This is a genomic window from Arachnia propionica (assembly GCF_003932785.1).
Classification (GTDB): Bacteria; Actinomycetota; Actinomycetes; order Propionibacteriales; family Propionibacteriaceae; genus Arachnia; species Arachnia propionica_B.
The window spans coordinates 86,782-109,746 of sequence record NZ_RQYT01000004.1 but is presented as its reverse complement, the minus strand read 5'-3'; the positions used below and the strand labels follow the sequence as shown (position 1 = coordinate 109,746).

Below are 22,965 nucleotides of genomic sequence, written 5' to 3'. Positions count from 1 at the left end.
TCGGGTCACAGCCCCTCGACGACCGGGCGGGCGACGGCATCCGGCCGCAGTCCCACGGAGGTGACGACGGGTTCCGTCTGCCCGCCCGAGTGGGTGAGGGTGCCGTCGCCATTGACGGTGAGTTGGCTGGCGTGGTGCCGCAGCGCCTCCTCGACGCGGGGGGCGAGGTTGTCGAGGTCGAACCAGCGCACCCCCTCGCCCGGTGCGTGGACGACGGCGGCGAAACCGACCCCGAGCAGGCGGGCCGCCGCGACGCAGGCCCGGTGCATCCGCACGTGGTCGGGGTGGCCGTAGCCGCCGTCGTCGTCGTAGCTGACCACGAGGTCGGCGTCGACGTGCCGGAGCCAGGCCGCGAGATCGGCGACGACGTCATCCAGCGGCCGGGAGCACAGTGAGTCGGGTTCGGCGTCGGCGGCCGGGCCCGCCAACCCGGGTCGCAGCCAGGTCATGCCTGAGTCACGGTAGCGACGCCCGGAGCCGACCGGCGGGTCGCCGAGGAAGGCGTGCCGGGCGAAGCCGAGGCTGGCGACGGCTCGAGCGAGTTCCCCGATGCGGTGCCGTTCCAGTTCGGGGGTTCCGGCCAGGGAGGACAGCTCGCCGGGCACCACGTCGCCCCGCTCCCCACGGGTCGCGGTGAGCAGGCTCACCTCGTGGCCTGCCGCCACCAGGTGGGCGGTCAGGGCACCCGACCAGAGGGACTCGTCGTCGGGGTGGGCATGGACGAAGGCGATCCGCAGCGACTTGCTCATGCCCCCATTGTCACGCCGCGGGAAGGTCCAGGCCACCGCGGCGGGTCACAGCACCCGTCGGTACTGCTCCAGGGTTTGCTCGGCGACGGCGTCCCAGGTCATGGTGAGGGCCCGTTGCCTGCCCATCGTCGCCATCCGTTCCCGGCGCTGCGGGTCCGCCAGCAGCGAGGTCAGTGCCGAACCCCAGGCCCACGGATCGTGGGTGGGGACGAGTAGCCCGGTGTGCGTGTTGCAGATGGCCTCCGTGAGCCCACCGGCGGCAGCGGCCAGGACCGGGACCCCCGAGGCCGACGCCTCCAGCGCGATGAGACCGAAGGTCTCGGAGTGCGACGGCACCAGCATGACCGAGGCGTGGCGGATGAGTCGAGCCAGCGACTCCCGATCCGGGGCGGTGATGAAATGGACCTGTTCCCGCAGCCCGAGACTCTCGACGAGGCACTCCAGCTCCACCCTGTAATGGGCGAAGTCCGCGGAGGCCTCCCCACAGATCACCAGATCGGGTCGTTGTTCAGCCGGGACGACGGCGAGCGCGCGGATCGCGACGTCGGGTCCCTTGAGCGGCTGCAACCGCGCCGCGAGGAGGACGTAGCCCGGCCGTACGCCGTCGGGATGCCAGTCGTCGTCGGCGGGATGGAACAACTCCACGTCGACCCCCGGCCGGACGATCCGCACCCGCTCCGGGTCGGCGTTGCACCTCCCGATGACGACGGCCGCCTCGTGGTGGGAGACGCACAGCACGAGGTCGGACTCCTCGGCGCACTGCACCTCGCCGTCGACCCGGGCGGGCGACTCGGGCGGTTCCCCGTCACGCAGCGGCGAGTTGGGGTGGGCGGCGACGGAGTGGAAGGTCATCACATGGGGCGCGCCCCAGTCCCTGGCGACGGGCAGGGCCGCCACCCCGGACATCCAGTGGTGGGAGTGCACGAGATCGTAGGGCACCAGCTCGGCCATCGCGTCGCGGAACTCGGGGATGTGCTGATCGATGAGGCTCTTCGGCAGCGGGGTTCGCGGCCCTGCGGGCAGCCGACGCAGTGTCACCCCGGGCGCCACCTCCTCGAAGGGCGGCTGGTCCTCACCCGAGAAACGGGTGAGGAACTCGACGTGGACGCCGAGACGGCCGAGGGACCGGGCCAGGGCGAGGATGAGGACGTTCATGCCCCCCGCATCGGCCGATCCGGCGCGTTCCAACGGCGAGGTGTGCAGGGTGACGAAGGCGACGCGCAACTGTGGCTCCCCCACGACGGCTCCTTCCCGGGCTGATCCACCCGACCTCGTTGCTGTGATCGTACTCAACGCCCCCAACCCCACCGGTAACCTGCCTCCATGAGGATGGCAGTCATCGGATGCGGGTACCTGGGGGCCGTCCATGCCGCGTGCATGGCCGAGATCGGGCACGACGTGGTCGGCCTGGACATCGACGATCGGAAGGTGGAGCAGCTGGCCGCGGGCCGCGCCCCCTTCCACGAGCCCGGCTTCCCGGAGGTCCTCGCGCGGGCCGTGTCGAGCGGGAGGCTGGCTTTCACCACCGATCCGGAGCGCCTGGCGGATCGGGAGCTGATCTTCATCGGCGTGGGGACCCCACAGCTCGCAGGACGCCTCGGCGCCGACCTGAGCCACGTCGACGCGGCGATCTCCTCGATCATCGAGCACGCCCGCCCCGACGGGGACCGGCCCGTCCTGGTCGTCGGGAAGTCGACGGTGCCCGTCGGCACGGCGGAGCGCCTCGCGGCCCAGCTGGCCGCCTCCGGGAAGGCGCTGGCCCTGGCCTGGAACCCCGAGTTCCTACGGGAGGGCCACGCCGTCAAGGACACCCTGGAGCCGGACCGGCTCGTCTACGGGCTGCCGGAGGACCGGCCCGCGGGCGAGGCCGCCCGGGCGATCCTCGACGAGTGCTACGCCCCGATCATCGCCGCCGGCACCCCCGTCGTCGTGGCGAACTACCCGACGGCGGAGCTGGTGAAGGTGGCGGCGAACTCGTTCCTCGCGACGAAGATCTCGTTCATCAACGCGATGGCGGAGCTGTGCGAGGCGACCGGCGGGGACGTGACCCGGCTGGCCGACGCCATCGGCCTGGACGACCGGATCGGGCCGAAGTTCCTGCAGGCCGGGATCGGGTTCGGCGGGGGCTGCCTGCCGAAGGACATCCGCGCATTCATGGCCCGGGCCGGTGAGCTGGGCGTCGACGAGGCCCTCACCTTCCTGCGCGAGGTGGACGCCATCAACCTGCGCCGCCGGGAACGGGCCGTCGCCCTGGCCGAGGATGCGGTGGGCGGGCGGCTTGTCGGCAAAACGGTTGCCGTGCTCGGCGTCACCTTCAAGCCCGACACCGACGACCTGCGGGACTCCCCCGCCCTCGACATCACCTCGCGGCTGTGGGCCAGGGGAGCCGAGGTCCGGGTCGTCGACCCGGCCGCGGGGGCCGAACTGCGACGCCGCCAGCCCGGCCTCAGCGTCTGCGACTCGGTGACGGAAGCCCTTGTCGGAGCGGATGTGGTGCTGCTGCTCACCCCGTGGGCGGAGTTCCTCGACCTCGACCCGGAGGAGTGCGCGAAACACGTCGACCATCCGGTCATCATTGACGGCCGGAACGTCCTGGACCCGCATCGTTGGGAGGCCGCCGGCTGGACCTACCGAGGAATGGGACGCGGCGTCCCCATGTGGTGACGAGTGGCCAGAAACCCCGGAAATACGGGCATTTCAGCGCGTTGGAGCTTGACACGGCGCGGAATAGCGCCAAATATGATGACGACCTCACGAAAAAGGAGACTGTCAATGACCAAGCGTGAACTCATCCAGGCCATCGCGGCCAAGGCCGGTCTGACCAACGCCCAGGCCGAGGCTGCGCTCGACGCCTTCGGCGCCGTCATCACCGAGGCCCTCGTGGCCGACAAGAAGGTGCAGCTGCCCGGTGTCTTCACGGCCACCACCACCCAGCGCGCCGCCCGCGAGGGCCGCAACCCCGCCACCGGCAAGGCCATGACCATCCCGGCCCGCCGCGTCGCGAAGTTCGCCCCGGCGACCGCCCTGCGCAACGCCCTCTGAGCGTCTCAAGGCAACACCGAAGGCGCCGGACCCCTCGGGGTCCGGCGCCTTCGTCGTCGTGTTCGCGTCGTCGACTCAGCGGACGTCGATGAACTGGTTCGACGCGGCCGACTCGATCATGGCCTCGCACACGCGCACGACCTTCGCGCCCTGCTCCAGGGTGACGATGTCGGCGGGCTTGCCGAGGACGGCGTCGCGGAACGACTCGTGCTCGGTGCGCAGCGGCTCGGGCTTGGCGATGGCGAAGCGCGTGACGTCGCCCTCCGTGACCCCGCGGAACTGCGCGATGTCGTCCCAGGTGGTCTCGATCTGCCCGTTGGCGAAGAAGGTGAGGTCCGCAGTGAGGGTGTCCGCGATGAACATGCCCTTCTCGCCAGTGACGATCGTGAGGCGCTCCTTCGTCGGGGTCAGCCAGTTGACGAGGTGGTTCGACATGAGCCCGCCGGAGAGCTGGCACGTGGCGGAGACCATGTCCTCGTACTCGCGTCCGGCCTTGAACATCGTGCGGGCCGCGACGAGCTCGTAGTCCCGCTGGGTGACCCAGGCGGTGAGGTCGATGTCGTGGCTGGCGAGGTCCTTGATGACGCCGACGTCGGCGATGCGGGCCGGGAAGGGGCCCTGACGCCTCGTCGTGATCTGGTAGAGGTCACCGAGCTCGCCCGCCTCCAGGCGGCGACGCAGTTCCTGCAGCGCGGGGTTGTAGCGCTCGATGTGGCCGACGGCACCGATGAGCCCCTTGTCCGCGAACGCCCTGACGAGCGTCTGGGCGGCCTCGACCGTCTTCGCGAGGGGCTTCTCGATGAGAGCGTGGACACCGGCCTCAGCGATCTTGAGGCCGATCTCCTCGTGGTACATCGTCGGGGCGGCGACCACGACGTAGTCGAGGTTCTCCGACAGCAGCCCCTCGATGTCGTTGTGGAGGGGCAGCCCGGAGGCGACGCCGTGGGGGTCACCCTGGGCGTCGGCAACGGCGACGAGGTCGACCCCGTCGATGGCCTTGAGGTTGCGGGCGTGGTGGCGCCCCATCATGCCGAGGCCGATGAGGCCTGCGCGAAGGTTGCTCATCATGCACCTGCCTTCGCGAGGGCGTTGACGGCGGTGACGATCCGCTCCAGGTCCTCCTGGCTGAGCGACGGGTGAACCGGCAGGGACAGGCACTCGCGGGCGGCGCGCTCCGTCTCCGGCAGCTCCACCTGGGCCTGGAACGGCTTGAGGCGGTGGTTCGGCACGGGGTAGAACATGCCGGAGCCGACCTGGTACTCCTCCTTGAGGGCGGCGGCCAGGCCATCGCGGTCCTCGGGGACGCGAATCGTGTACTGGTGGTAGACGTGGACGGCCCCGTCGGCCACCGAGGGCGGGGTGACACCCTGCAGGTTGGCGGTGAGGAAGGCGGCGTTGTCCTGACGCTGCTTGGTCCAGCCGTCGACCTTGGTGAGCTGGACGCGGCCGATGGCGGCGTGGATGTCGGTCATGCGGTTGTTCAGGCCGACGACCTCGTTGTGGTACTGCTGCAGCATCCCCTGGTTGCGGTACAGCCGGACGTTGCGCTCGATCGTCTCATCGGCGCAGGAGACCATGCCGCCCTCACCCGAGGTCATGTTCTTCGTCGGGTAGAGGGAGAACATCGCGAAGGAGCCGAAGGCGCCGACCGGGGTGCCGTGGAGGGAGGCGCCGTGGGCCTGGGCGCTGTCCTCGAACAGCATCAGGCCGTGCTCGTCGGCGATCTCACGCAGCTGGTCCATCTTGGCGGGGTGGCCGTAGAGGTGGACCGGCATGATGGCCTTGGTGCGCTCCGTGATGGAGGCCCTCACGGAGGCCGGGTCGAGGGTGAAGTCGTCGGCGGCGATGTCGGCGAAGACAGGGGTGGCACCAGTGAGGGCCACGGAGTTCGCCGTCGCCGCGAAGGTGAAGGACGGCACGATGACCTCGTCGCCGACGCCGATCCCGCAGGACAGCAGGCCGAGGTGGAGGCCGGAGGTGCCGGAGTTCACGGCGACGCAGGCCCGGTCGAGCTTGAAGTGCTCGGCGAACTCGGTCTCGAACGCGGCGACCTCGGGGCCCTGGGCGATCATGCCGGACCGCAGCACGCGGTCGACGGCCTCCCGCTCCTCATCGCCGATGATCGGCTTGGCCGGGGGGATGAAGGACAAGGACATCATGCTTCCTTTACGAGGTTGAGGACCTCGCCCACCTGCTCGAACTCGTCGCCGGTGTGCGGATCACGGAACGTGTTGGGCCCGGTTTCCTCGAGGGGAAAACCGGAGCGACCCACCCACTTGATGCGGCGGGCGGGGACCCCGGCCACCAGGGCGTAGGCGGGGACGTCTCGGGTGACGACGGAGCCGGCGGCCACCGTCGCCCACTCGCCGACGGTGACGGGGGCGACGCAGACGGCGCGGGCGCCAATGGAGCAGCCCTTCTTGAGGGTGACGCCGACCGGCTCCCAGTCGTGGGCGGACTTGGCGGTGCCGTCCGGGTTCACGGCGCGGGGGAAGGTGTCGTTGGTGAGCACCGCGGCGGGGCCGATGAAGACCCCGTCCTCCAGGTGCGCGGGCTCGTAGACGAGGGCGTAGTTCTGGATCTTGCAGTTGTCGCCGACGTGGACCCCGCTGCCGATGTAGGCGCCGCGCCCGACGATGACGTTCTCGCCGACCTCCGCCCCTCCTCGAACCTGGGCCAAGTGCCAGATGGACGAGCCATCGCCGATCTGCACGCCGTCGTCGAGGTCAGCGGAAGGGAGGATGCGGGGTTCTGCCATGGGGTTCGCCTCTCGAATCGGATGGGGCCTGCCTCGCAGTCTAGCCACGCCTGGCGACGACTGTCCCGGCAGGGCTGATCTCGGACGACGGACCCGCCACGGTCACGAACCGCCGTCCCGCTTCGCTTGGAACGTTTCAAACGACGGCTCGCGCAAGCAGAGCGGCGGTTCATGCACGCCCCGACGCCCCCCTCCAGCTCCGCTCCTTCCCCGCGCCGCCCGCCGGTAAGATCGGGGCGTCCCGTTCCCGACGTCCGACGGAGAGCCATGCACACCCCCATCGAGACCCCCGCCTTCGTCGTCGACGAGGCCCTGCTGCTGCGTCAGGTCCGCTCCTTCCGGGAAGCCCTTGACCGGGGGTGGCCGAACTCGACCCTCACCTACTCGGTGAAGACCAACTCGCTGCCGTGGCTGGTCGAGTGGATGGGCCGACACGACGTCCCCGCCGAGATCGTCTCCGCGGAGGAGTGGGAGCTGGCGCTCCGCACGGGGCACGAACCGGCGCGCGTCGTCGTCAACGGGCCCGTGAAGACCCCCGAGCTCCTGGCCGCCGCCCTCGACGTCGGCGCCGTCGTCAACCTCGACTCCCGCCGCGAGCTGCGCTGGGTCATCGAACGGGCCGCCCGGGGCGAACGCGTCGACGGGGTGGGGCTGCGGGTCAACTGGGACGTCGACCGCGACGCCCCCGACCACACCGCCTCCGCCGCGGCGGGGCTGCGCTTCGGCTTCCACGTCGACAACGGCGACCTCGACTCGGCCGTCGCCGAGCTGCGGGACGCGGGGGTGCGGATCGCCGGGCTGCACCTGCACGTCACCTCGCTGACCCGGGCGCTGGACACCTACGTCTCCGCCGGCCGCACCGCCCGGGACATCATCGCCCGCCACGGCCTCGACCTCGAATGGCTGGACATGGGAGGCGGCTTCTTCGGCGGCGACTCGGACCGATTCCCCACCCCCGACGAGTACGTCACCGCGATCCGCGAGGCCGTCGGCGACGCCGTCGACCCGACGCGCACCCGTCTCATCCTGGAGCCGGGGGCCGCCCTCGTCGCGGTGCCCTTCGACCTTCACACCTCCGTCATCGACGCCAAGCCGGTCCAGGACCACGTCATCGTGGTCACGGACGGCTCCCGGACCAACCTGGACCCCTTCCTGCGGAAGTCGGCCTACGAGCACACCGTCGTCTCCGACGGCGAGGCGTGCGCGACGCCGCAGATCGTCTCCGGTTTCACCTGCCTCGACAACGACCGCCTCATGACCCTGACGGACGCCCCCCGGCTGAGCGAGGGCGACCGGATCGTCTACCACAAGGTCGGCAGCTACACGATGACGTTCAACCCCCTGTTCATCCAGTACCTCCCCCGGGTCTATGCTCGCCTGACCGACGGCTCCCTCACCGAGGTGCGCAAGCGCTGGGGCGTCGACGAGTACCTGGCCGGGAACACCTGGTGAGCCGAGAGGAGACCCCCATGAACGTCCTGATCCTGACCGCGGGCAGCCGCGTGCAGACGGTGTCCTACTTCCGACGGGCCCTGGCCGGGCGGGGACGCGTCATCACCACCGACGCCTCCGAGCTGGCCCCTGCCCTGTACGCGGCCGACGGCCACCACGTCGTCCCCCTCATCAACGACCCCGAGTACCTGCCGACGATCCTCCGCATCTGCCGCGAGGACCAGATCGCGGTGGTCCTGTCGCTGCTGGACCCGGAGCTGAGCCTGCTCGCCCGCCACGTCGACGAGTTCGAGGCGATCGGCGTGAAGGTCATGATCTCCCCCGCCGAGGTGGTGGAGCGCGCCTTCGACAAGTGGCTGATGTTCGAGTGGTTGCAGGCGGAGGGGCTCCCGACGCCGCGGTCCTGGATCTCCTTGGAGGCCTGCCACGCGGACCTCGACGCGGGCGTGGCGCAGTTCCCGCTGTTCGTGAAGTCCCGCACCGGCTCCGCCTCGGCGGGGATCGCCAGGATCGACGACCGCGGGCAGCTGGACCAGGCCTTCGCGACCACCCCGGACCTCATCATCCAGGAGTTCCTGCCGGGCGAGCCCGTGGACGTGGACGTCTACGTCGACATGGTCTCCGGCGAGGTCGTGTCCATGTTCGCGAAGAAGAAGCTGCGGATGCGCGCCGGGACGGCCGACAAGTCGGTGTCCTTCAAGGACGAGTCCCTGTTCGCCCTCGTCGCGGACTTCGTGAAGCGGTGCGGCTTCCGCGGCACCATCGACGTGGACCTCTTCTCCACCCCCGACGGCTGGTCGATCCTGGAGGTCAACCCGCGTTTCGGCGGGGTGTACCCGCACGCCTACGAGTGCGGCGTGGACTTCCCGACGCTGCTGCTCAACAACGTCGAGGGCCGCGCCAACGAGCCGAACATCGGCGCCTATGAGGAGGACTGGGCAATGCTCGGCTACGACGGCGTCATCATGCACCACATCGACGGGCTGTCCCAGCGCTGACGGGTGGGGTGCCGCCACCGGCATGACGGGTGGGGCTAGGCTCGTTGCCATGCGGAATCTCAGTGTGGCAGAGCTGGCAGAGAACGTCGTCGAGGGATCCCGAGGGCATGTGGCCCGGGCGATCACGCTGGTCGAGTCACTGAAGCCGCAGCACCGGGAGCAGGCCCACGAACTGCTGCAACTGCTGGCCCCCCACACGGGCCGGGCGTTCCGTGTCGGCATCTCCGGGGTCCCCGGAGCCGGGAAGTCCACGTTCATCAACGCGATGGGCACGAAACTCATCGACGAGCACGGCCACCAGGTGGCGGTGCTGGCCGTCGACCCCTCCTCGACCCGCACGGGCGGCTCCATCCTCGGCGACCGCACCCGCATGGGCGAGCTCGCGAACCGGGAGGCCGCCTTCGTGCGCCCCTCCCCGTCGGCCGGGCATCTCGGCGGCGTCGCCCGAGCCACCCGCGAGTCGATGCTGGTGCTCGAGGCCGCCGGTTACGACGTCGTGCTGGTGGAGACCGTCGGGGTCGGGCAGTCGGAGGTGGCGGTCGCCGGCATGGTCGACACGTTCCTGTTCCTCCACGTCGCCCGCACCGGCGACCAGCTGCAGGGCATCAAGCGCGGCATCCTGGAGCTCGCGGACGTCATCGCCATCACGAAGGCCGACGGCGACAACGAGCAGGCGGCCCGGGTGTCGGCCCGGGAGCTCAGCATCGCCATGAAACTGATCTCCAGCGACGAGTCGAAGCGACGTGCCCCCGTGCTGACCTGCTCCTCGTACACCGGGGCGGGCCTGGACGACCTGTGGTCGACGGTGGAGAAACACCGGGCGGAACTGGAGAGCGCCGGCGAACTCACCACCCGCCGCCTCGAGCAGCAGCGCGCCTGGCTGTGGAACATGGTGGAGCAGGAGGTCGTGCAGCGGCTCCGCACCTCACCCGAGGTCCGGGAGGTCGCTGACCGAGTGGAGGCCGACCTCGACGCGGAACGGCTCAGCGCCGTCGAGGGGGCGGCCGCGATCCTCGAGGCCTACGCCGCGACGTTCGGGCGCTGACCCGTCCCGTGGCATCCTGACAGGGCACACCCCGGGAGGGGACGAGGGGCATTCCGCGCAGTGGAAGACCCTCGATGGATGCCATTGCTGACTCGAACCTCTAAGCTGGCGACGTCGAGAGGAAGGTGAATGGGAGTTTTCGACCGTGCCGAGAAGAGAATCGGCGCTGCCGTGGACAAGGTCTTCGCCCGCGCCTTCAAGGGTGACGTCCAGCCCGTGGAGATCGCTGCCGGGATCCAGCGGGAGCTCGACGCCGAGGCGAAGCTGCTGAGCCGCGACCGTCGGCTGGTGCCGAACTCGTTCACGGTGGCGCTCTCGCCGCACGACTACAACCGGCTGTTTCCCTACTCGAAGACGCTGAACGCGGAGATCACCCCGACGATCCGGGAACACGCCGCCGAGCGTTCCTACGTCTTCAACGGCCCCATCCAGATCCTCTACGTCCTCGACCAGGGGTTGACGACGGGGCAGTTCAAGATCACGAGCCGAGCGGTGGCCTCCGATCCGGGACGGGCCCCGATGCGTCGCCCCGGCAACGCCCCCCTCGTGCTGGAGGTCGCGGGGGTACGGCACCCGCTGGTCCCGCCGGGTCTGGTGGTGGGGCGCGGCTCCGACGCGGATCTCAGGATCAACGACCCGGGGGTGTCGCGTCGCCACGCCCTGGTGTCGGTGTCCGGGGTGCCGGGGAACCTCACCATCACCATCGAGGACCTCGGCTCCACCAACGGCGTGCTCGTCGACGGGGCCAGGGTGCAGCGCGCCCGGCTCGGGGACGGGTCGCGGATCGAGATCGGCAACACGAGGATGCTGGTGCATTCGCCGACGGAGGCCTGAGCATCGATGTCCGACCTCATCGCCGCGGCGATCAAGATCGTCTTCCTGGCCCTGTTGTGGCTGTTCATCTTCGTGATCGCCGATGTCATCCGCAAGGACCTGTTCGGCCGGAAGGTCAAGGTCACGGACCTGCCCCCGTCGGAGCCCGCCCCGGTCAGGCGGCGTGGCGGCGGCCGGGTCCCGACGCGGTTCGCGATCACGCAGGGGGCGCAGCAGGGGCTGTCGGTGCCCGTGGCCCCCACCATCAACCTGGGTCGGACCGCGGACTCGACCATCCTCCTCGACGACGACTACGCGTCCTCGCGTCATGCGCAGCTCAACCAGCGCGACGCGGAGACCTGGGTGGTGACGGATCTGAACTCCACCAACGGCACGTACCTCAACGGGACCCGGCTGACGCAGCCGACCCCCATGACCGTCGACGACATCCTGCGCATCGGCCGCACCATGATGAGGCTGGAGGTGTGACGTGACGTTCTCCCTCGACTTCCGCGTCCACTCCGAGGTGGGGCGGGTGCGTCAGAACAACCAGGACGCCGCCTACGCGAGCCCGCACATGCTGCTCGTCGCCGACGGGATGGGCGGCGCCGCCGCTGGGGACCTCGCCTCCGCCGTGGCCGCGAAGGAGGCGCACTCCAGCGATCGTCGGCTGGGTGACGAGCATCTCCTGGAGCACATGGCCGGGGTGATGCAACGAGCCAACGACCGGCTCGCCGACCTGGTGCAGTGGAATCCCGAGTTCGACGGCATGGGGACGACGTTCTGCGGGGCGGCGTTCTCCGGCTCGATGCTCGGCGTCGCCCACATCGGCGACTCGCGCGGCTACCTGCTGCGCGACGGCGAACTCAAGCAGCTCACCCACGACCACTCGTGGGTGCAGGCGCTCATCGACGAGGGACGGCTCACGCCGGAGCAGGCGGCGTCGCATCCGCACCGTTCCCTCATCCTCAAGGTCCTCAACGGCGCCGACGGCACCGACCCCGACTTCTTCGAGCTGGACGCCCGGGAGGGCGACGTCCTGCTGTTCTGCTCCGACGGACTGTCCGGGCTGGTCGATGAGGAGGAGCTGCACCGGCTCATGGCCGGGGACGACCTGGACAAGGCCGTGAAGCAGCTGGCGGCGCGGGCCAACCAGCTGGGGGGCTACGACAACATCTCCCTGGTGCTGGCCCGGGTCGTCCCGCAGAGCGACGAGCTGGATGGGCGCGACGGGGTGCTCGCCGGTTCGGCGCTGGAGCGGCGCATCCCGACGGTCACCGTCGCCGACGACGAGGGCTACCCGGAGCCCCCGGTTGCGGAGGACGAGACCGAGCACGGCGTCGAGGAGAACGCCCGCTACGCGCCGAGCGACACGAAACGACGCTGGGCGCCGCCGCTGGCGGTGGTCCTCGCGGCGCTGCTGCTCATCGGCGGGGCCGTGTGGGGGGTGCGGATCTACAGCTCGTCGCGGTACTTCATCGCCGAGTTCGATGGGCACGTCGCCATCTACAACGGGTTGCCGGGGGCGCTGCTCGGCCGGGAGCTCAACCATCTCGTCGAGCGCCGCGGCACCCTCGTCGAGGACCTGCCCGTCTACTACCAGCGGCTGGTGGCCAACACGATCGGCTCGGACAGCCTCGAGGGCGCCCGACACACCGCCGACACCCTCGACGACTACGCGAGGCGCTGCGCAGCCGTGCGGCGGGAACGCGCCCTGTCGCCGTCGCCCAGCCTCCCCTCCCCGCCGCCGGGGACCGACCCCCTGCCCACGGTGTCCGCGCCCCCGCCGGATGCGACGGCCACCGCACAGACCCCCGGCCAGCAGAACTACCCGACCGTGCTCGCCGCCGTCACCCCGACGGCCGCGGAGGAAGCCGACCCCGAGGCCTGCTGATGTCGGTGACCCAGCAGCCCTCAGCCACGGGCGAGTACATCGTCTTTCGGCGCCGCCGCGGCGTCGAGTTGATGCTGTTGGCGATGTCCTGTTCCTTCGGGCTGGGCGGGTGGATCATCAGCCACCTCAACATCCACGGGGCGTTGCCGCCGGATCTCGCCTGGGGTGCGGGGATCTGGTTCGCGATGGCTCTGGTGGCCCACCTCGTGGTGCGCTGGAAGGCACCCTACGCCGACCCGGTGATCCTGCCCGCGGTGATGCTCCTCAACGGGCTGGGCCTGGCGATGATCGCCAGGCTCGACCAGGTGACGGACCCCGTCCGGCACGACGCCGCCCGCCAGGTGATCTGGACGGCGCTGGGGCTGGCGCTGTTCGTCGCGGTGCTGGTGTTCCTGCGCGACCATCGTCGACTCCAACGCTTCCCCTACCTCATGTTCCTCGGCAGCCTCGTGATGCTGCTGCTGCCGCTGCTACCCGTCATCGGCCGGGCATCAGGCGGTGCCAGGATCTGGATCCGCATCGGGGCGTTCAGCTTCCAGCCCGCAGAGGTCGCGAAGATCCTGCTCGCCGTCGGGTTCGCGGCCTACTTCTACGAGAAGAAGGACGTCCTGGCGTTGGCGGGGCGACGGTTCGCGGGCATCGACTTCCCGCGGGCCAGGGATCTCGGCCCGATCGCGATGATGTGGCTCATCGCCCTGGGAATCATGGTGTTCCAGAACGATCTCGGCACCGCGATGCTGTTCTTCGGGATGTTCACCGTGATGATCTACATCGCCACCCAACGACCCGCCTGGCCGATCCTGGCCGGTGTGGGCTTCCTGACGGCCGGGGTCCTGGCCGCGAACTTCACCCATCACGTGCCCAGACGGATCAACGCGTGGCTGGACCCGTTCAGCAACTACGACGCGAACTACCAGGTGATCTCGGCCCAGTTCGGCATGGCCTGGGGTGGGCTGTTCGGCCGGGGTTGGGGTCAGGGGCGCCCCGGGCTGACGCCGCTGCCGAAGGATGACTTCATCGCGGCGAGCCTCGCCGAGGAGATGGGGCTCGTGGGGCTCATGGGCATCGTCGTCGTGTACGGGATCATCGTCTCCCGCGGCATGAAGACCGCCCTCATCTGCCCCGACGGCTACGGCAAGCTGCTCGCCGGCGGGCTGTCGTTCACGTTCGCGCTGCAGGTCTTCGCCATCATCGGCGGCATCACGCGGCTCCTGCCGTTGACGGGGTTGACGACGCCGTTCATGTCGAAGGGCGGCTCATCGATGATCGCGAACTGGATGATCGTGGGGATCCTCATCGTGGTCTCGCACCGGGCGCGGATGCCGCAGCGGGCGACGGCCACCCCCCAGGAGTTGCTGGAACCGAGCGACGGGACGGCGGTGTTGGCACGATGAACGGACCCCTGCGGAAGGTCAGCCTGTTCATCGGGCTGCTCCTCACGGCCCTGCTGGTCAACATCACGTGGATCAGCATCGGGCCCCAGGCCCAGCTCAACGCCGACTCCCGCAACAAGCGGGTCAGGGATGCGGAGTTCTCGACGAGTCGCGGCGCGATCCTCGTCGGCAACGACCCGATCGCGGTGAGCGTCCCCTCCGACGGCAGGTACCCTTGGGAGCGCACCTTCCCGCAGGGCACCACGTGGTCGTCGGTGACGGGCTGGTACTCCTACACCTACGGTCGGCAGGAGCTGGAGCGTTCCTGGAACGAGGAACTGTCGGGGACCGATTCGTCGCAGACCCTCAACCGCATCATCGACCTGCTGACGGGGCGGCAGCCGGTGGGAGCCACCCTCAACACCACCCTCAACCCGGCGGCGCAGAAGGCCGCTGTCGAGGCGCTCGGGAACAAGCAGGGGGCCGCCGTCGCCATCGACTACACCACCGGCGAGGTGCTGGCGCTGGTCTCCAGCCCCACCTACGACCCGAACCTGCTGACGAACCTCGACTATGCCACCGAGTCCGCCAACTGGGAGCAGCTGCTCAACGACCCCTCGGAGCCGTTGAAGAATCGGGCCGTCCGCGAGGTCTATCCACCCGGTTCGACGTTCAAGCTCGTCATCGCGGCCGCCGCCCTGGAGGCGGGCCTGCAGCCGTCGTCCGAGGTCGACGCCCCCGCCAGCTACCGGCTGCCCGGATCGTCGCACTCGATGGGCAACTCCACCAACTGCGGTGGCACCCGTATCACCCTGGCGGCGGCGCTCGCCACCTCCTGCAACACCTCCTTCGGCATCCTCGGCGTCGAACTCGGCGCCGACAAGGTACGCAGCATGGCTGAGCGGTTCGGGTTCAACTCGGACCCGCGCATCGACCTGCCGTCGGCGACGTCCCGGTTCCCGAAGGAACTCGACGAGGCCCAGCTGGCGCTCAGTTCCATCGGGCAGTACGAGGTCGCGTCGTCGCCGTTGCAGATGGCGATGGTGACGGCGGCGATCGCGAACGACGGGGTGCTGATGCGCCCCCACCTGGTGAGAACCGTCGCCGGCAACGACCTCAAGATCGTCCAGACCGTCACCCCGGAGCGGATGGGTGAGCCGCTCAGCGCCAACAACGCCGCCCTGCTGCGGCAGATGATGGAGGGGGTCGTCTCCGATGGCACCGGCAAACCGGCCGCCATCGACGGCCTGACCATCGGCGGGAAGACCGGCACGGCGCAGTCCGATCCGAACCGTCCGCCCTACGCCTGGTTCGTCGGGTACGCCGTCGAACCGCACGTCGCGGTGGCGGTGTTCGTCTCCGACGCCGGGCTGGAACGCGACGACATCTCCGGCGGCCGGGTGGCCGCACCGATCTTCAAGGCAATCGTGGAGGCCGTCCGATGAGGGCGACGAGCAATCTCGGCTTCCATGCATCACAATGGTTCCCGATCAACACGAAAGGACCGACGCGATGAGTGAGCGCGGGACCCTCCTGGGCGGGCGGTACGAGCTCGACCAGATCATTGGCCGTGGTGGCATGGCCGAGGTCTGGCGGGCGCACGACACCCGTTTGGTTCGCGATGTCGCCGTCAAGCGGCTGCGGGTCGACCTCGCGAGTGACCCGACCTTCCAGGCCCGCTTCCGCCGGGAGGCCCAGTCAGCGGCTGGTCTCAACCATCCGAACATCGTCGCGGTCTACGACACCGGCGAGGAGCGGGACTCAAAATCCGACGTGATGGTGCCGTACATCGTGATGGAACTCGTCGAGGGCATCACGCTGCGTGAGGTGCTGCGCGACGGGCGGAAGATCCTCCCGTCCCGGGCGCTGGAGTTCACGGCCGGGGTGCTGGATGCGCTGGCCTACAGCCACCGCGCCGGGATCATCCACCGCGACATCAAGCCCGCCAACGTGATGCTCACCCCGTCCGGCACCGTGAAGGTGATGGACTTCGGCATCGCGCGCGCCGTCGCGGACACCTCCGCGACGATGACGCAGACGGCCGCCGTCATCGGGACCGCGCAGTACCTCAGCCCGGAGCAGGCGCGGGGTGAGAAGGTCGACAACCGCTCCGACCTGTACTCCGTCGGCTGCCTCATGTACGAGCTGCTGTGCTGCGAGCCGCCCTTCAAGGGGGACTCCCCCGTGTCGGTGGCCTACCAGCACGTGCGGGAGACCCCCATCCCGCCGAGCCACCGGGACCCGGAGGTCACGCCGGCGATGGACGCCATCGTGCTGAAGGCCCTCGCGAAGGCCCCGGTCGACCGGTATCAGGACGCCCGCGAGTTCCGCGACGACATCACCCGGGCGCTCAACGGGCAACCCGTCCACGCCGCGATCCCCGTCGCGGCCAGTGACCTGCCGACGACGGTGCTGCCGGCGTCGAACTCGGCGGGGGCGCGCCGGGCGGTCATGGAGCCGCCGACCGCCGTCGCCGAGCAGCTGCCGCCCGGGGTGGCCCCCACCGGGACCCTGCCCGCCGTCGAGGAGGAGGAAGAGCAGAAGAGCCGGAAGAAGCTGGCGCTGATCCTCACGACCGTGGGCCTGCTCATCGTCGCGGTCGTCGTCGGGCTGTGGTTCGCCCTCAACCCGAGCAAGCCGGCGGTGAAGGACGTCGCGGTGCCCACCGTCGTCGGCTCCGACCAGGCGACAGCAGAGCAGAAGCTCAAGGACGCCCAACTGGTGCCGAAGGTGGAGCTCGTCGAGTCCACCGAGGAGCAGAAGGGGCTGGTCGTCGACGTCGACCCCGACGCGGGCACCCCGGTGCCGCTGGAATCGACGGTGACACTGAAGGTCGGTCAGGGGCCGAACACCCTCAAGGTGCCGGACCTGACAGGGCTGGACGTCGAGGAGGCCAAGAGGAAGCTCAAGGAGGCCGGGTTCACTGGGCCCGTGAAGACCGAGGATGCCGACCCCGCCACGGAGGACATCAAGGCGAAGAAGGGGGAGGTGCTGTCGACGGAGCCGTCCGCCGATGCCCAGGTGACGGCGGAGAACGAGTTCACGTTCGTCGTGGCGACGGGCACGTCGCTGGTTCCCGAGCTGACCGGCAGGTCGCTGGACGACGCGAAGAAGGAGGCCAGGGACAAGGGCTTCACCGGCGAGCTCGAGGTCGCGCAGGAGGAGAACAACGACAAGCCGGAGGGCACCGTCCTCAAGCAGAGCCCGGACAAGGGCAAGCCGCTGGATCGCGGCGAGACGATCAAGGTGACGGTCGCGGTGGCGTCGAAGACGGCCGTGATGCCGGACCTGTTCGGGATGGATGAGGCGCAGGCGCGCGCGGCCTTCAAGAGCGCCGGGTTCACCTCCGAGCTCAGGATCACCCGCACCCAGACGAACGATCATCCGCAGGACCGGGTCTACCAGCAGTCACACCCGGCCGGGGAGACGCTGGAGAAGACCGCGGCCGTGGAGATCTCGATCGCGATCCCGGCCCCGGTGTCGGCACCGACCTCATCGGCACCCCCGTCGGGTCCGCCGTCGCAGAATCCCCCCAGCGAGACGCTGCCGCCCCAGCCGGGCAACAGCTGACCCCGTGGCCGTGGAGAGGGGCACAGCAACCACCTACCCACGCTCCCGTCGTCGGCCCCTCGGGTTCGCCTGCCTTACGACGGGTTCGCCTGCCTTGGATCGGAAACGCCTGCCTTGTCTGAATTCGCCTGCCAAAAGAGACAGGCGAGCCGCAGAAATGGCAGGCGAAACCGAGGGGAACGGGAAGAGCGGAAGGGGTTGCGGTCAGCCTTGGAGCTGGGTCGTCGCCAAGGGGGTGAGCGCTGCGGCCCGGGTCGGGGCGTCGAGGTCGCCACAGGTCGCGAGCCAGTTCGCGAGCATCTGGTAGCCGCCCTCGGTCAGCACGGACTCGGGATGGAACTGCACGGCCTCCATCGGCCAGGTGCGGTGCCGTACCGCCATCACGACGCCGCTGTCGGTGCGGGCCGTCACCTCCAGGTCCTGGGGGATGGTGTCCTCGACCGCCGCCAGCGAGTGGTAGCGGGTGGTGTTGATCGGCGACGGCAGCCCCGCGAAGACCCCCGCCCCCTCGTGATGGACGGGCGAGACCTTGCCGTGCAGCAGCTCGGCGGCCCGATCGACGACCCCGCCGAGGGCGACGACCATCGACTGCAAGCCCAGGCACACCCCGAACAGGGGCTTACTCCCGCCGAGTTCCCGGATGACGTCGACGCACACCCCGGCGCGCTCCGGGGTACCGGGCCCGGGCGACAGCAGCACCCCGTCGTAGGGGGCCTCCCATCCGGGGGACGCGAACCGCGGGTCGTCGTTGCGCCACACCTCCACCTCGGCGCCGATCTGCGCGAGGTACGAGACGATGTTGTAGACGAACGAGTCGTAGTTGTCGATCACCAGGATGCGTGCCACGGCGTCATTCTGGCACGCGGCGAGGGACTCGGTGAACCGCTCGCCCCCTTCCCCGCACCAAGCACCCCCGCCCGCACCGGGCACGAACCGCCGCTCTGCTTCCATGGCAGCGTTCACATCGCGGTCTCACCGAAGCACAGCGGCGGTTGGTGCACACCCCGCCGCCCCTCCCGCTGGTCGAGCCGGACCGCGAGCGCCAGCGAGCCGTCCGAGTCGAGACCTCCGGCACCCGGTGCTGGGACCCGAGTCAGGAGGGAATCCCACGGAGGTCTCGACACGGGTCCTCCGCAGGCTCCGGACCCGGCTCGACCAGCGGGAAAGTCATCCCCGCTTCGCGTGGCTGACCCCCACAATCACACCAGAGAAACACAACCACGCTGTGGGGCTCACCCCCGCTTCGCGTGGCTGATCCCCACAACAACACCAGAGAAACACAACCACGCTGTGGGGATCACCCCCGCTTCGCGTGGCTGATCCCCACAATCACACCAGAGAAACACAACCACGCTGTGGGGATCACCCCCGCTTCGCGTGGCTGATCCCCACAGCGCCCTCAAAAGCGGGGAGGTCCAGTGCCGCGACCTCCGCCTGCTCGTAGCCCAGCCCGTACGCCTCGACGTACTGGCGGTAGATCCGGATGGCCGGGGCCTCGTCGAGGGAGCGGGTGAGGTCCTTCGCGTCGCCGATGGCCTCGATGACGTAGGGCGGGGCGTAGGGGATGCCGTGGAGGACCACCGAGTTGCCGACGCACTTGATGCCCGTCGTCGCGATGACCCGCTGGCCCTGGATGCTGATGGCCTCCGCGCCCCCTGCCCACAGGGCGTTGACCACGGCCTGGATGTCCTGCTGGTGCACGACCAGCGAGTCGTCGTCCACGCCCGCCGGCTTCACGTCGACGGGGGCGTCGGTCAGGATGACCCTCACTCCCGGCCCGGAGACGGGTTCCGACCCAGCGTCGAGGGCGACCTCGGCCAGCCGCGTGTCGTCCTCGGGGCTGGCGTTCAGGGCCTTGGTGAGTTCGTCGACCTCCGTGCGCACCGTCGCGACCTCCCGGGACAGGTCCTCGTTGCGTTCCGCCTGGGTGGCGACGAGCTCACGGAGGCTGAGGTTCCGGTCCGTGCGCAGATCAGTGCCACGAGCGGCGACGGCCGCCACGGAGATCATCAACCCCGCGAGCACACAGACGACGACGGTGGCCGCGCGGCCCCTCGGGTTGCCGGGCGTCGCCTGCTGGCGGCGGCGCAGGATGTGCGCCAGCCGGGCCCGTGCCCCCTCCGGGCGTCGATCACTCATGACCCAAGAGTAAGGGGTGCCGCGTCGCCGAGGTGATTCTCGGGGGTCCGCTGGTCTACTCTGTGTTGACCAGTCATGGAAGGAGTGGGTCTGTGCCCGAATCCAAGGTCCGCAAGGAAGCCAAGGCGAAGGCCCGCAAGAAGCAGGCCGAGGAGCTCGTCGAGGCGCGGAGCGAGAAGAAGCGGCTTCACAGCACGGGTGAGCGCAACTGGGTGCCGTGGGCGTTCGGCATCGTCGGCATCCTCGGCGTGCTGTGGATGGTGGTGTGGAACATCGCGGGCGACAAGATCGGTTTCATGCGGTCGCTGGGCGACTGGAACGTGCTGATCGCCATCGGCCTCATCATCTCGTCCTTCATCATCGCCACCCTCTGGAAGTGACCGCGGCCCATGGGCTGGCAGCGTCGCGACGGTGAGGTCATCGGGGAGTTCGATGCGGTCATCCTCGACCACGACGGCACGATCGTCGACTCCGAGACCGCGATGTACCGCGCCTACGCCAGGTGGGCGGAGGAGTTCGGGGTGGATGCCACCGAGTTGCCGAAGTACATCGGGATGCCGAGTGCCGCCATCTCCGAGATCCTCGTGCCCGGGCGGTCCCAGTACGCCGCCGACCGCATCGAGCAGCTCGAGGTGGAGGACACCGACGGGGTGACCGCCATGCCCGGGGCGATGACGGCCCTCACGGAACTGCCTGCCGACGCCGTCGCGATCGCCACCTCCTGCACTGCTCCCCTGCTGCGGGCACGGATGGCCAAGGCTGGGCTGCCCCTGCCCCCCGTCGTGGTGACCCGCGACGATGTCACCGAGGGCAAGCCGTCGCCGGAATCGTTCCTGCTCGCTGCCGAGCGGATGGGGGTTGAGCCGGAGCGAGCACTGGTCATCGAGGACGCCCCTGCCGGGGTGCGTGCCGCGCGGGCGGGCGGTTTCCCGGTGCTTGGGATCCTCAGTTCGCAGACCCCGGAGATCCTGGAGGCCGATCACCACGTGAAGGATCTGTCGGCGGTGGTCTGGGAGATCGCCGACGGGGTGATCCGGGCGCGCCTCACGTCGTCGTCCTGACGGGCGGGCGACGGTAGAATCCCGTCCCGTGACTGAAGCGCAGGCAATCGAACCGACCGACTCCGAGCAGACCGCCGTCCGCAAGGAGAAGCGTTCCCGGCTGTTGGAGGGTGGGCAGCAGGCCTACCCGGCGGATCTGACCCGCTCCCACACACTGGCCGAGCTGCGCAACCACCCTGCCTACCAGGCCTTGGCCGATGGTGAGGAGACCGACGACGTCGTGACCGTCGGCGGCCGCGTCGTGTTCATCCGCAACACGGGCAAGCTGGCTTTCGCGACGCTGCAGGACGGTTTCACCCCGGACGACAACGGCGCCCGGTTCCAGGTGATGTTGGCGCTCAACGAGGTCGGCGAGGCGGGGCTCGCCGCGTGGAAGTCCGACGTGGACCTCGGCGATCACGTGTGGGTCGAGGGGCGTGTGGTGCGTTCCAGGCGTGGGGAACTGTCGGTGATGGCGTCGTCGTGGCGGATGGCGTCGAAGGCGCTGCGCCCCCTGCCGACGCTGCACAAGGAGTTGTCGGAGGAGTCGCGGGTGCGGCGTCGCTACGTCGATCTCATCGCGCGGGATGAGGCGCGGGCGATGGTGCGGTCGCGGGCGGCGATCACGCGGGCGATCCGGGAGACGCTGTACGGACAGGGCTACATCGAGGTGGAGACCCCGCAGCTGCAGCTCGTCCACGGCGGCGCGGCGGCGCGCCCGTTCACGACGCACATCAACGCGTTCGACATCGACATGAGTCTGCGGATCGCACTGGAGCTGCACCTGAAGCGGACGATGGTCGGCGGGGCGGACCGGGTGTTCGAGATGGGGCGGGTGTTCCGCAACGAGGGCATCGACTCGTCGCACTCGGCGGAGTTCACGATGCTGGAGGCCTACCAGTCGTGGGGCGATCAGCGGACGATCGCCCGGCTCATCCAGGACATCATCGTCGCGGCGGCCGATGCGGTGGGGTCGAGGCGGATCGAGACGGACCAGGGGGTCATCGACCTCGACGGCGAGTGGCGTTGGCTGCCGTTCTTCGACGGGCTGAGCGAGGCGGTGGGCCGCACGATCACCGTCGAGACGCCACTGGAGGAACTGCAGGCGATCGCCGACGAGCGTGAGGTGGAGTACGACCCGAAGTGGGGTGCGGGGAAGCTGGCGATGGAACTGTTCGGGGACCTCGTCGAGCCGGACCTGCTGCAGCCGACGTTCGTCCACGACTACCCGTCGATCGCACAGCCGCTGGCGCGGCCGCACCGCAGCGACCCGGGGAAGGTGGAGGCCTGGGACCTCATCATCGGCGGCATGGAGCGGGGCACGGGCTTCACGGAGCTCATCGACCCGGTCGTGCAACGGGAGGTGCTGGTGGCGCAGTCCCTGGCGGCGGCCGCGGGCGACCCGGAGGCGATGCAGCTGGACGAGGACTTCCTGGAGGCGCTGGAGTACGGGGCCCCGCCGATGGGAGGCATGGGGCTGGGCATCGACCGCCTGGTGATGCTCCTCAACCCGGGCGCGGGCATCCGCGAGACGATCCTCTACCCCCTGCTCCGTCCGACGCAGGGCTGAGGAACTCCCGCCCGGACGAGTAGGGTTCCAGGTGTCCCCCATCGTGGGGATGACCCGTTACGGGAGTACGGGGAAACAACGCTCAGAGCAAAGAGTGGAGATGCTCCTCTAGAGCGGGCACTCCTCATCCTCGAAGCCCGATCGACAGCTCCCGGTAGCTGTGAGCCCGCAATGCTGTTCCGCATCAGGAACAGGCGGATCGACGTCGCGATCACGGCCCCTGCCGAAGGACGTGACAGCGTCCGGAGCCACAGCCAGTTCATCAGAACGCACCGACTCCACCGGATAGCGTTCCACGGCTCCGCGAGAGGACAGCGCTAGCGACTGGAGGCTCCTACCAGGCGTCAAAAAATCCGCATCTCAGCTATTATCACTACGCAAACTAAAACGTCATCACTCCCGGAGGGCATCATGGTCACAGTCGCTGAGCACATCACGAGCACAGACAACGCTATCTGCAACAACATCGCGACTTTGGCGCACCATCGGGATTTACTGTCGCAGAACATTCTGAGCCAGATG

At 69.4% G+C, this 22,965-nt stretch carries 22 protein-coding genes; 14 read left to right on the top strand and 8 right to left on the bottom strand.

The window, feature by feature from the left end; translation table 11 throughout:
* Positions 1-5: 5 nt before the first annotated feature.
* Entirely contained in the window at positions 6-749 is a 744-nt protein-coding gene (locus EII35_RS03400) for a PIG-L family deacetylase (protein WP_125227059.1), read from the bottom strand.
* A gap of 45 nt (positions 750-794) precedes the next feature.
* Entirely contained in the window at positions 795-1,988 is a 1,194-nt protein-coding gene (locus EII35_RS03395; protein ID WP_185744135.1) for a glycosyltransferase, read from the bottom strand.
* Positions 1,989-2,072: 84 nt separating this feature from the next.
* Here EII35_RS03395 and EII35_RS03390 point away from each other — a divergent pair, with 84 nt between their 5' ends.
* Both EII35_RS03390 and EII35_RS03385 read left to right on the top strand, forming a co-directional pair.
* On the top strand, positions 2,073-3,413 hold the full coding sequence (locus tag EII35_RS03390; RefSeq protein WP_125227057.1) for a UDP-glucose dehydrogenase family protein: 1,341 nt from the start codon (positions 2,073-2,075) through the stop codon (positions 3,411-3,413).
* Between the two features lie 108 nt (positions 3,414-3,521).
* Positions 3,522-3,791 (top strand): HU family DNA-binding protein, encoded by a 270-nt coding sequence (locus tag EII35_RS03385; protein WP_125227056.1) that lies wholly within the window; start codon positions 3,522-3,524, stop codon positions 3,789-3,791.
* Positions 3,792-3,866: 75 nt separating this feature from the next.
* Here the strand turns inward: EII35_RS03385 and EII35_RS03380 are convergent, their stop codons facing one another.
* From EII35_RS03380 to EII35_RS03370, 3 genes are read right to left on the bottom strand one after another with little or no spacing between them, the layout of a single operon-like run.
* Positions 3,867-4,856 (bottom strand): Gfo/Idh/MocA family protein, encoded by a 990-nt coding sequence (locus tag EII35_RS03380; RefSeq protein WP_125227109.1) that lies wholly within the window; start codon positions 4,854-4,856, stop codon positions 3,867-3,869.
* Positions 4,856-5,947: a DegT/DnrJ/EryC1/StrS family aminotransferase gene (locus tag EII35_RS03375; RefSeq protein WP_125227108.1), complete on the bottom strand. Its 1,092-nt coding sequence runs from the start codon at positions 5,945-5,947 to the stop codon at positions 4,856-4,858. Before EII35_RS03375 ends, EII35_RS03380 begins: the two co-directional genes overlap by 1 nt.
* A complete protein-coding gene (locus EII35_RS03370; RefSeq protein WP_125227055.1) occupies positions 5,947-6,549 on the bottom strand; it encodes an acyltransferase in 603 nt (200 codons plus the stop codon). The genes EII35_RS03375 and EII35_RS03370 overlap by 1 nt, the downstream gene beginning before the upstream one ends.
* 267 nt (positions 6,550-6,816) lie before the next feature.
* Between EII35_RS03370 and EII35_RS03365 the strand changes: the two genes are divergently transcribed.
* The 9 genes from EII35_RS03365 to pknB all read left to right on the top strand — a co-directional run bounded on the left by EII35_RS03365 (position 6,817) and on the right by pknB (position 17,694).
* Complete coding sequence (locus tag EII35_RS03365) at positions 6,817-8,001, top strand: type III PLP-dependent enzyme domain-containing protein (protein WP_125227054.1); 1,185 nt, start codon at positions 6,817-6,819, stop codon at positions 7,999-8,001.
* A gap of 17 nt (positions 8,002-8,018) precedes the next feature.
* Positions 8,019-8,999, top strand: a complete 981-nt coding sequence (locus tag EII35_RS03360) for an ATP-grasp domain-containing protein (protein WP_125227053.1) — start codon at positions 8,019-8,021, stop codon at positions 8,997-8,999.
* Between the two features lie 49 nt (positions 9,000-9,048).
* Positions 9,049-10,044: a methylmalonyl Co-A mutase-associated GTPase MeaB gene (meaB, locus tag EII35_RS03355; RefSeq protein WP_260464990.1), complete on the top strand. Its 996-nt coding sequence runs from the start codon at positions 9,049-9,051 to the stop codon at positions 10,042-10,044.
* 129 nt (positions 10,045-10,173) lie between these two features.
* Entirely contained in the window at positions 10,174-10,878 is a 705-nt protein-coding gene (locus tag EII35_RS03350) for an FhaA domain-containing protein (RefSeq protein WP_125227051.1), read from the top strand.
* Positions 10,879-10,884: 6 nt separating this feature from the next.
* On the top strand, positions 10,885-11,346 hold the full coding sequence (locus EII35_RS03345; RefSeq protein WP_125227050.1) for an FHA domain-containing protein FhaB/FipA: 462 nt from the start codon (positions 10,885-10,887) through the stop codon (positions 11,344-11,346).
* Position 11,347: 1 nt separating this feature from the next.
* On the top strand, positions 11,348-12,751 hold the full coding sequence (locus tag EII35_RS03340) for a PP2C family protein-serine/threonine phosphatase (RefSeq protein WP_125227049.1): 1,404 nt from the start codon (positions 11,348-11,350) through the stop codon (positions 12,749-12,751).
* Positions 12,751-14,145: an FtsW/RodA/SpoVE family cell cycle protein gene (locus EII35_RS03335; protein ID WP_185744134.1), complete on the top strand. Its 1,395-nt coding sequence runs from the start codon at positions 12,751-12,753 to the stop codon at positions 14,143-14,145. Before EII35_RS03340 ends, EII35_RS03335 begins: the two co-directional genes overlap by 1 nt.
* Positions 14,142-15,569 carry a peptidoglycan D,D-transpeptidase FtsI family protein gene (locus EII35_RS03330; protein WP_125227048.1) on the top strand — a complete coding sequence of 476 codons (1,428 nt, stop codon included), beginning with the start codon at positions 14,142-14,144 and terminating at the stop codon, positions 15,567-15,569. The genes EII35_RS03335 and EII35_RS03330 overlap by 4 nt, the downstream gene beginning before the upstream one ends.
* Before the next feature lie 67 nt (positions 15,570-15,636).
* Positions 15,637-17,694: a Stk1 family PASTA domain-containing Ser/Thr kinase gene (gene pknB / locus EII35_RS03325; protein ID WP_125227047.1), complete on the top strand. Its 2,058-nt coding sequence runs from the start codon at positions 15,637-15,639 to the stop codon at positions 17,692-17,694.
* A 204-nt stretch (positions 17,695-17,898) separates the two neighbouring features.
* Here the strand turns inward: pknB and EII35_RS03320 are convergent, their stop codons facing one another.
* From EII35_RS03320 to EII35_RS03315, 3 genes are all read right to left on the bottom strand, one after another.
* The gene (locus EII35_RS03320; protein ID WP_260464989.1) at positions 17,899-18,540 is read right to left on the bottom strand and encodes an aminodeoxychorismate/anthranilate synthase component II; all 642 of its coding nucleotides are present in this window, start codon (positions 18,538-18,540) and stop codon (positions 17,899-17,901) included.
* Between the two features lie 113 nt (positions 18,541-18,653).
* Entirely contained in the window at positions 18,654-18,818 is a 165-nt protein-coding gene (locus tag EII35_RS15775; RefSeq protein ID WP_185744133.1) for a hypothetical protein, read from the bottom strand.
* A gap of 238 nt (positions 18,819-19,056) precedes the next feature.
* Positions 19,057-19,833 (bottom strand): DUF881 domain-containing protein, encoded by a 777-nt coding sequence (locus tag EII35_RS03315; RefSeq protein WP_125227045.1) that lies wholly within the window; start codon positions 19,831-19,833, stop codon positions 19,057-19,059.
* Between the two features lie 92 nt (positions 19,834-19,925).
* Here EII35_RS03315 and EII35_RS03310 point away from each other — a divergent pair, with 92 nt between their 5' ends.
* The 3 genes from EII35_RS03310 to lysS are packed head-to-tail and all read left to right on the top strand — an operon-like array spanning position 19,926 to position 22,443.
* Positions 19,926-20,213 (top strand): cell division protein CrgA, encoded by a 288-nt coding sequence (locus EII35_RS03310; protein ID WP_125227044.1) that lies wholly within the window; start codon positions 19,926-19,928, stop codon positions 20,211-20,213.
* Between the two features lie 9 nt (positions 20,214-20,222).
* Positions 20,223-20,894, top strand: coding sequence for an HAD family hydrolase (locus EII35_RS03305; RefSeq protein ID WP_125227043.1), 672 nt, complete (start codon positions 20,223-20,225; stop codon positions 20,892-20,894).
* A 28-nt stretch (positions 20,895-20,922) separates the two neighbouring features.
* Positions 20,923-22,443: a lysine--tRNA ligase gene (lysS, locus tag EII35_RS03300; protein WP_125227042.1), complete on the top strand. Its 1,521-nt coding sequence runs from the start codon at positions 20,923-20,925 to the stop codon at positions 22,441-22,443.
* The last annotated feature ends 522 nt before the right edge of the window (positions 22,444-22,965 follow it).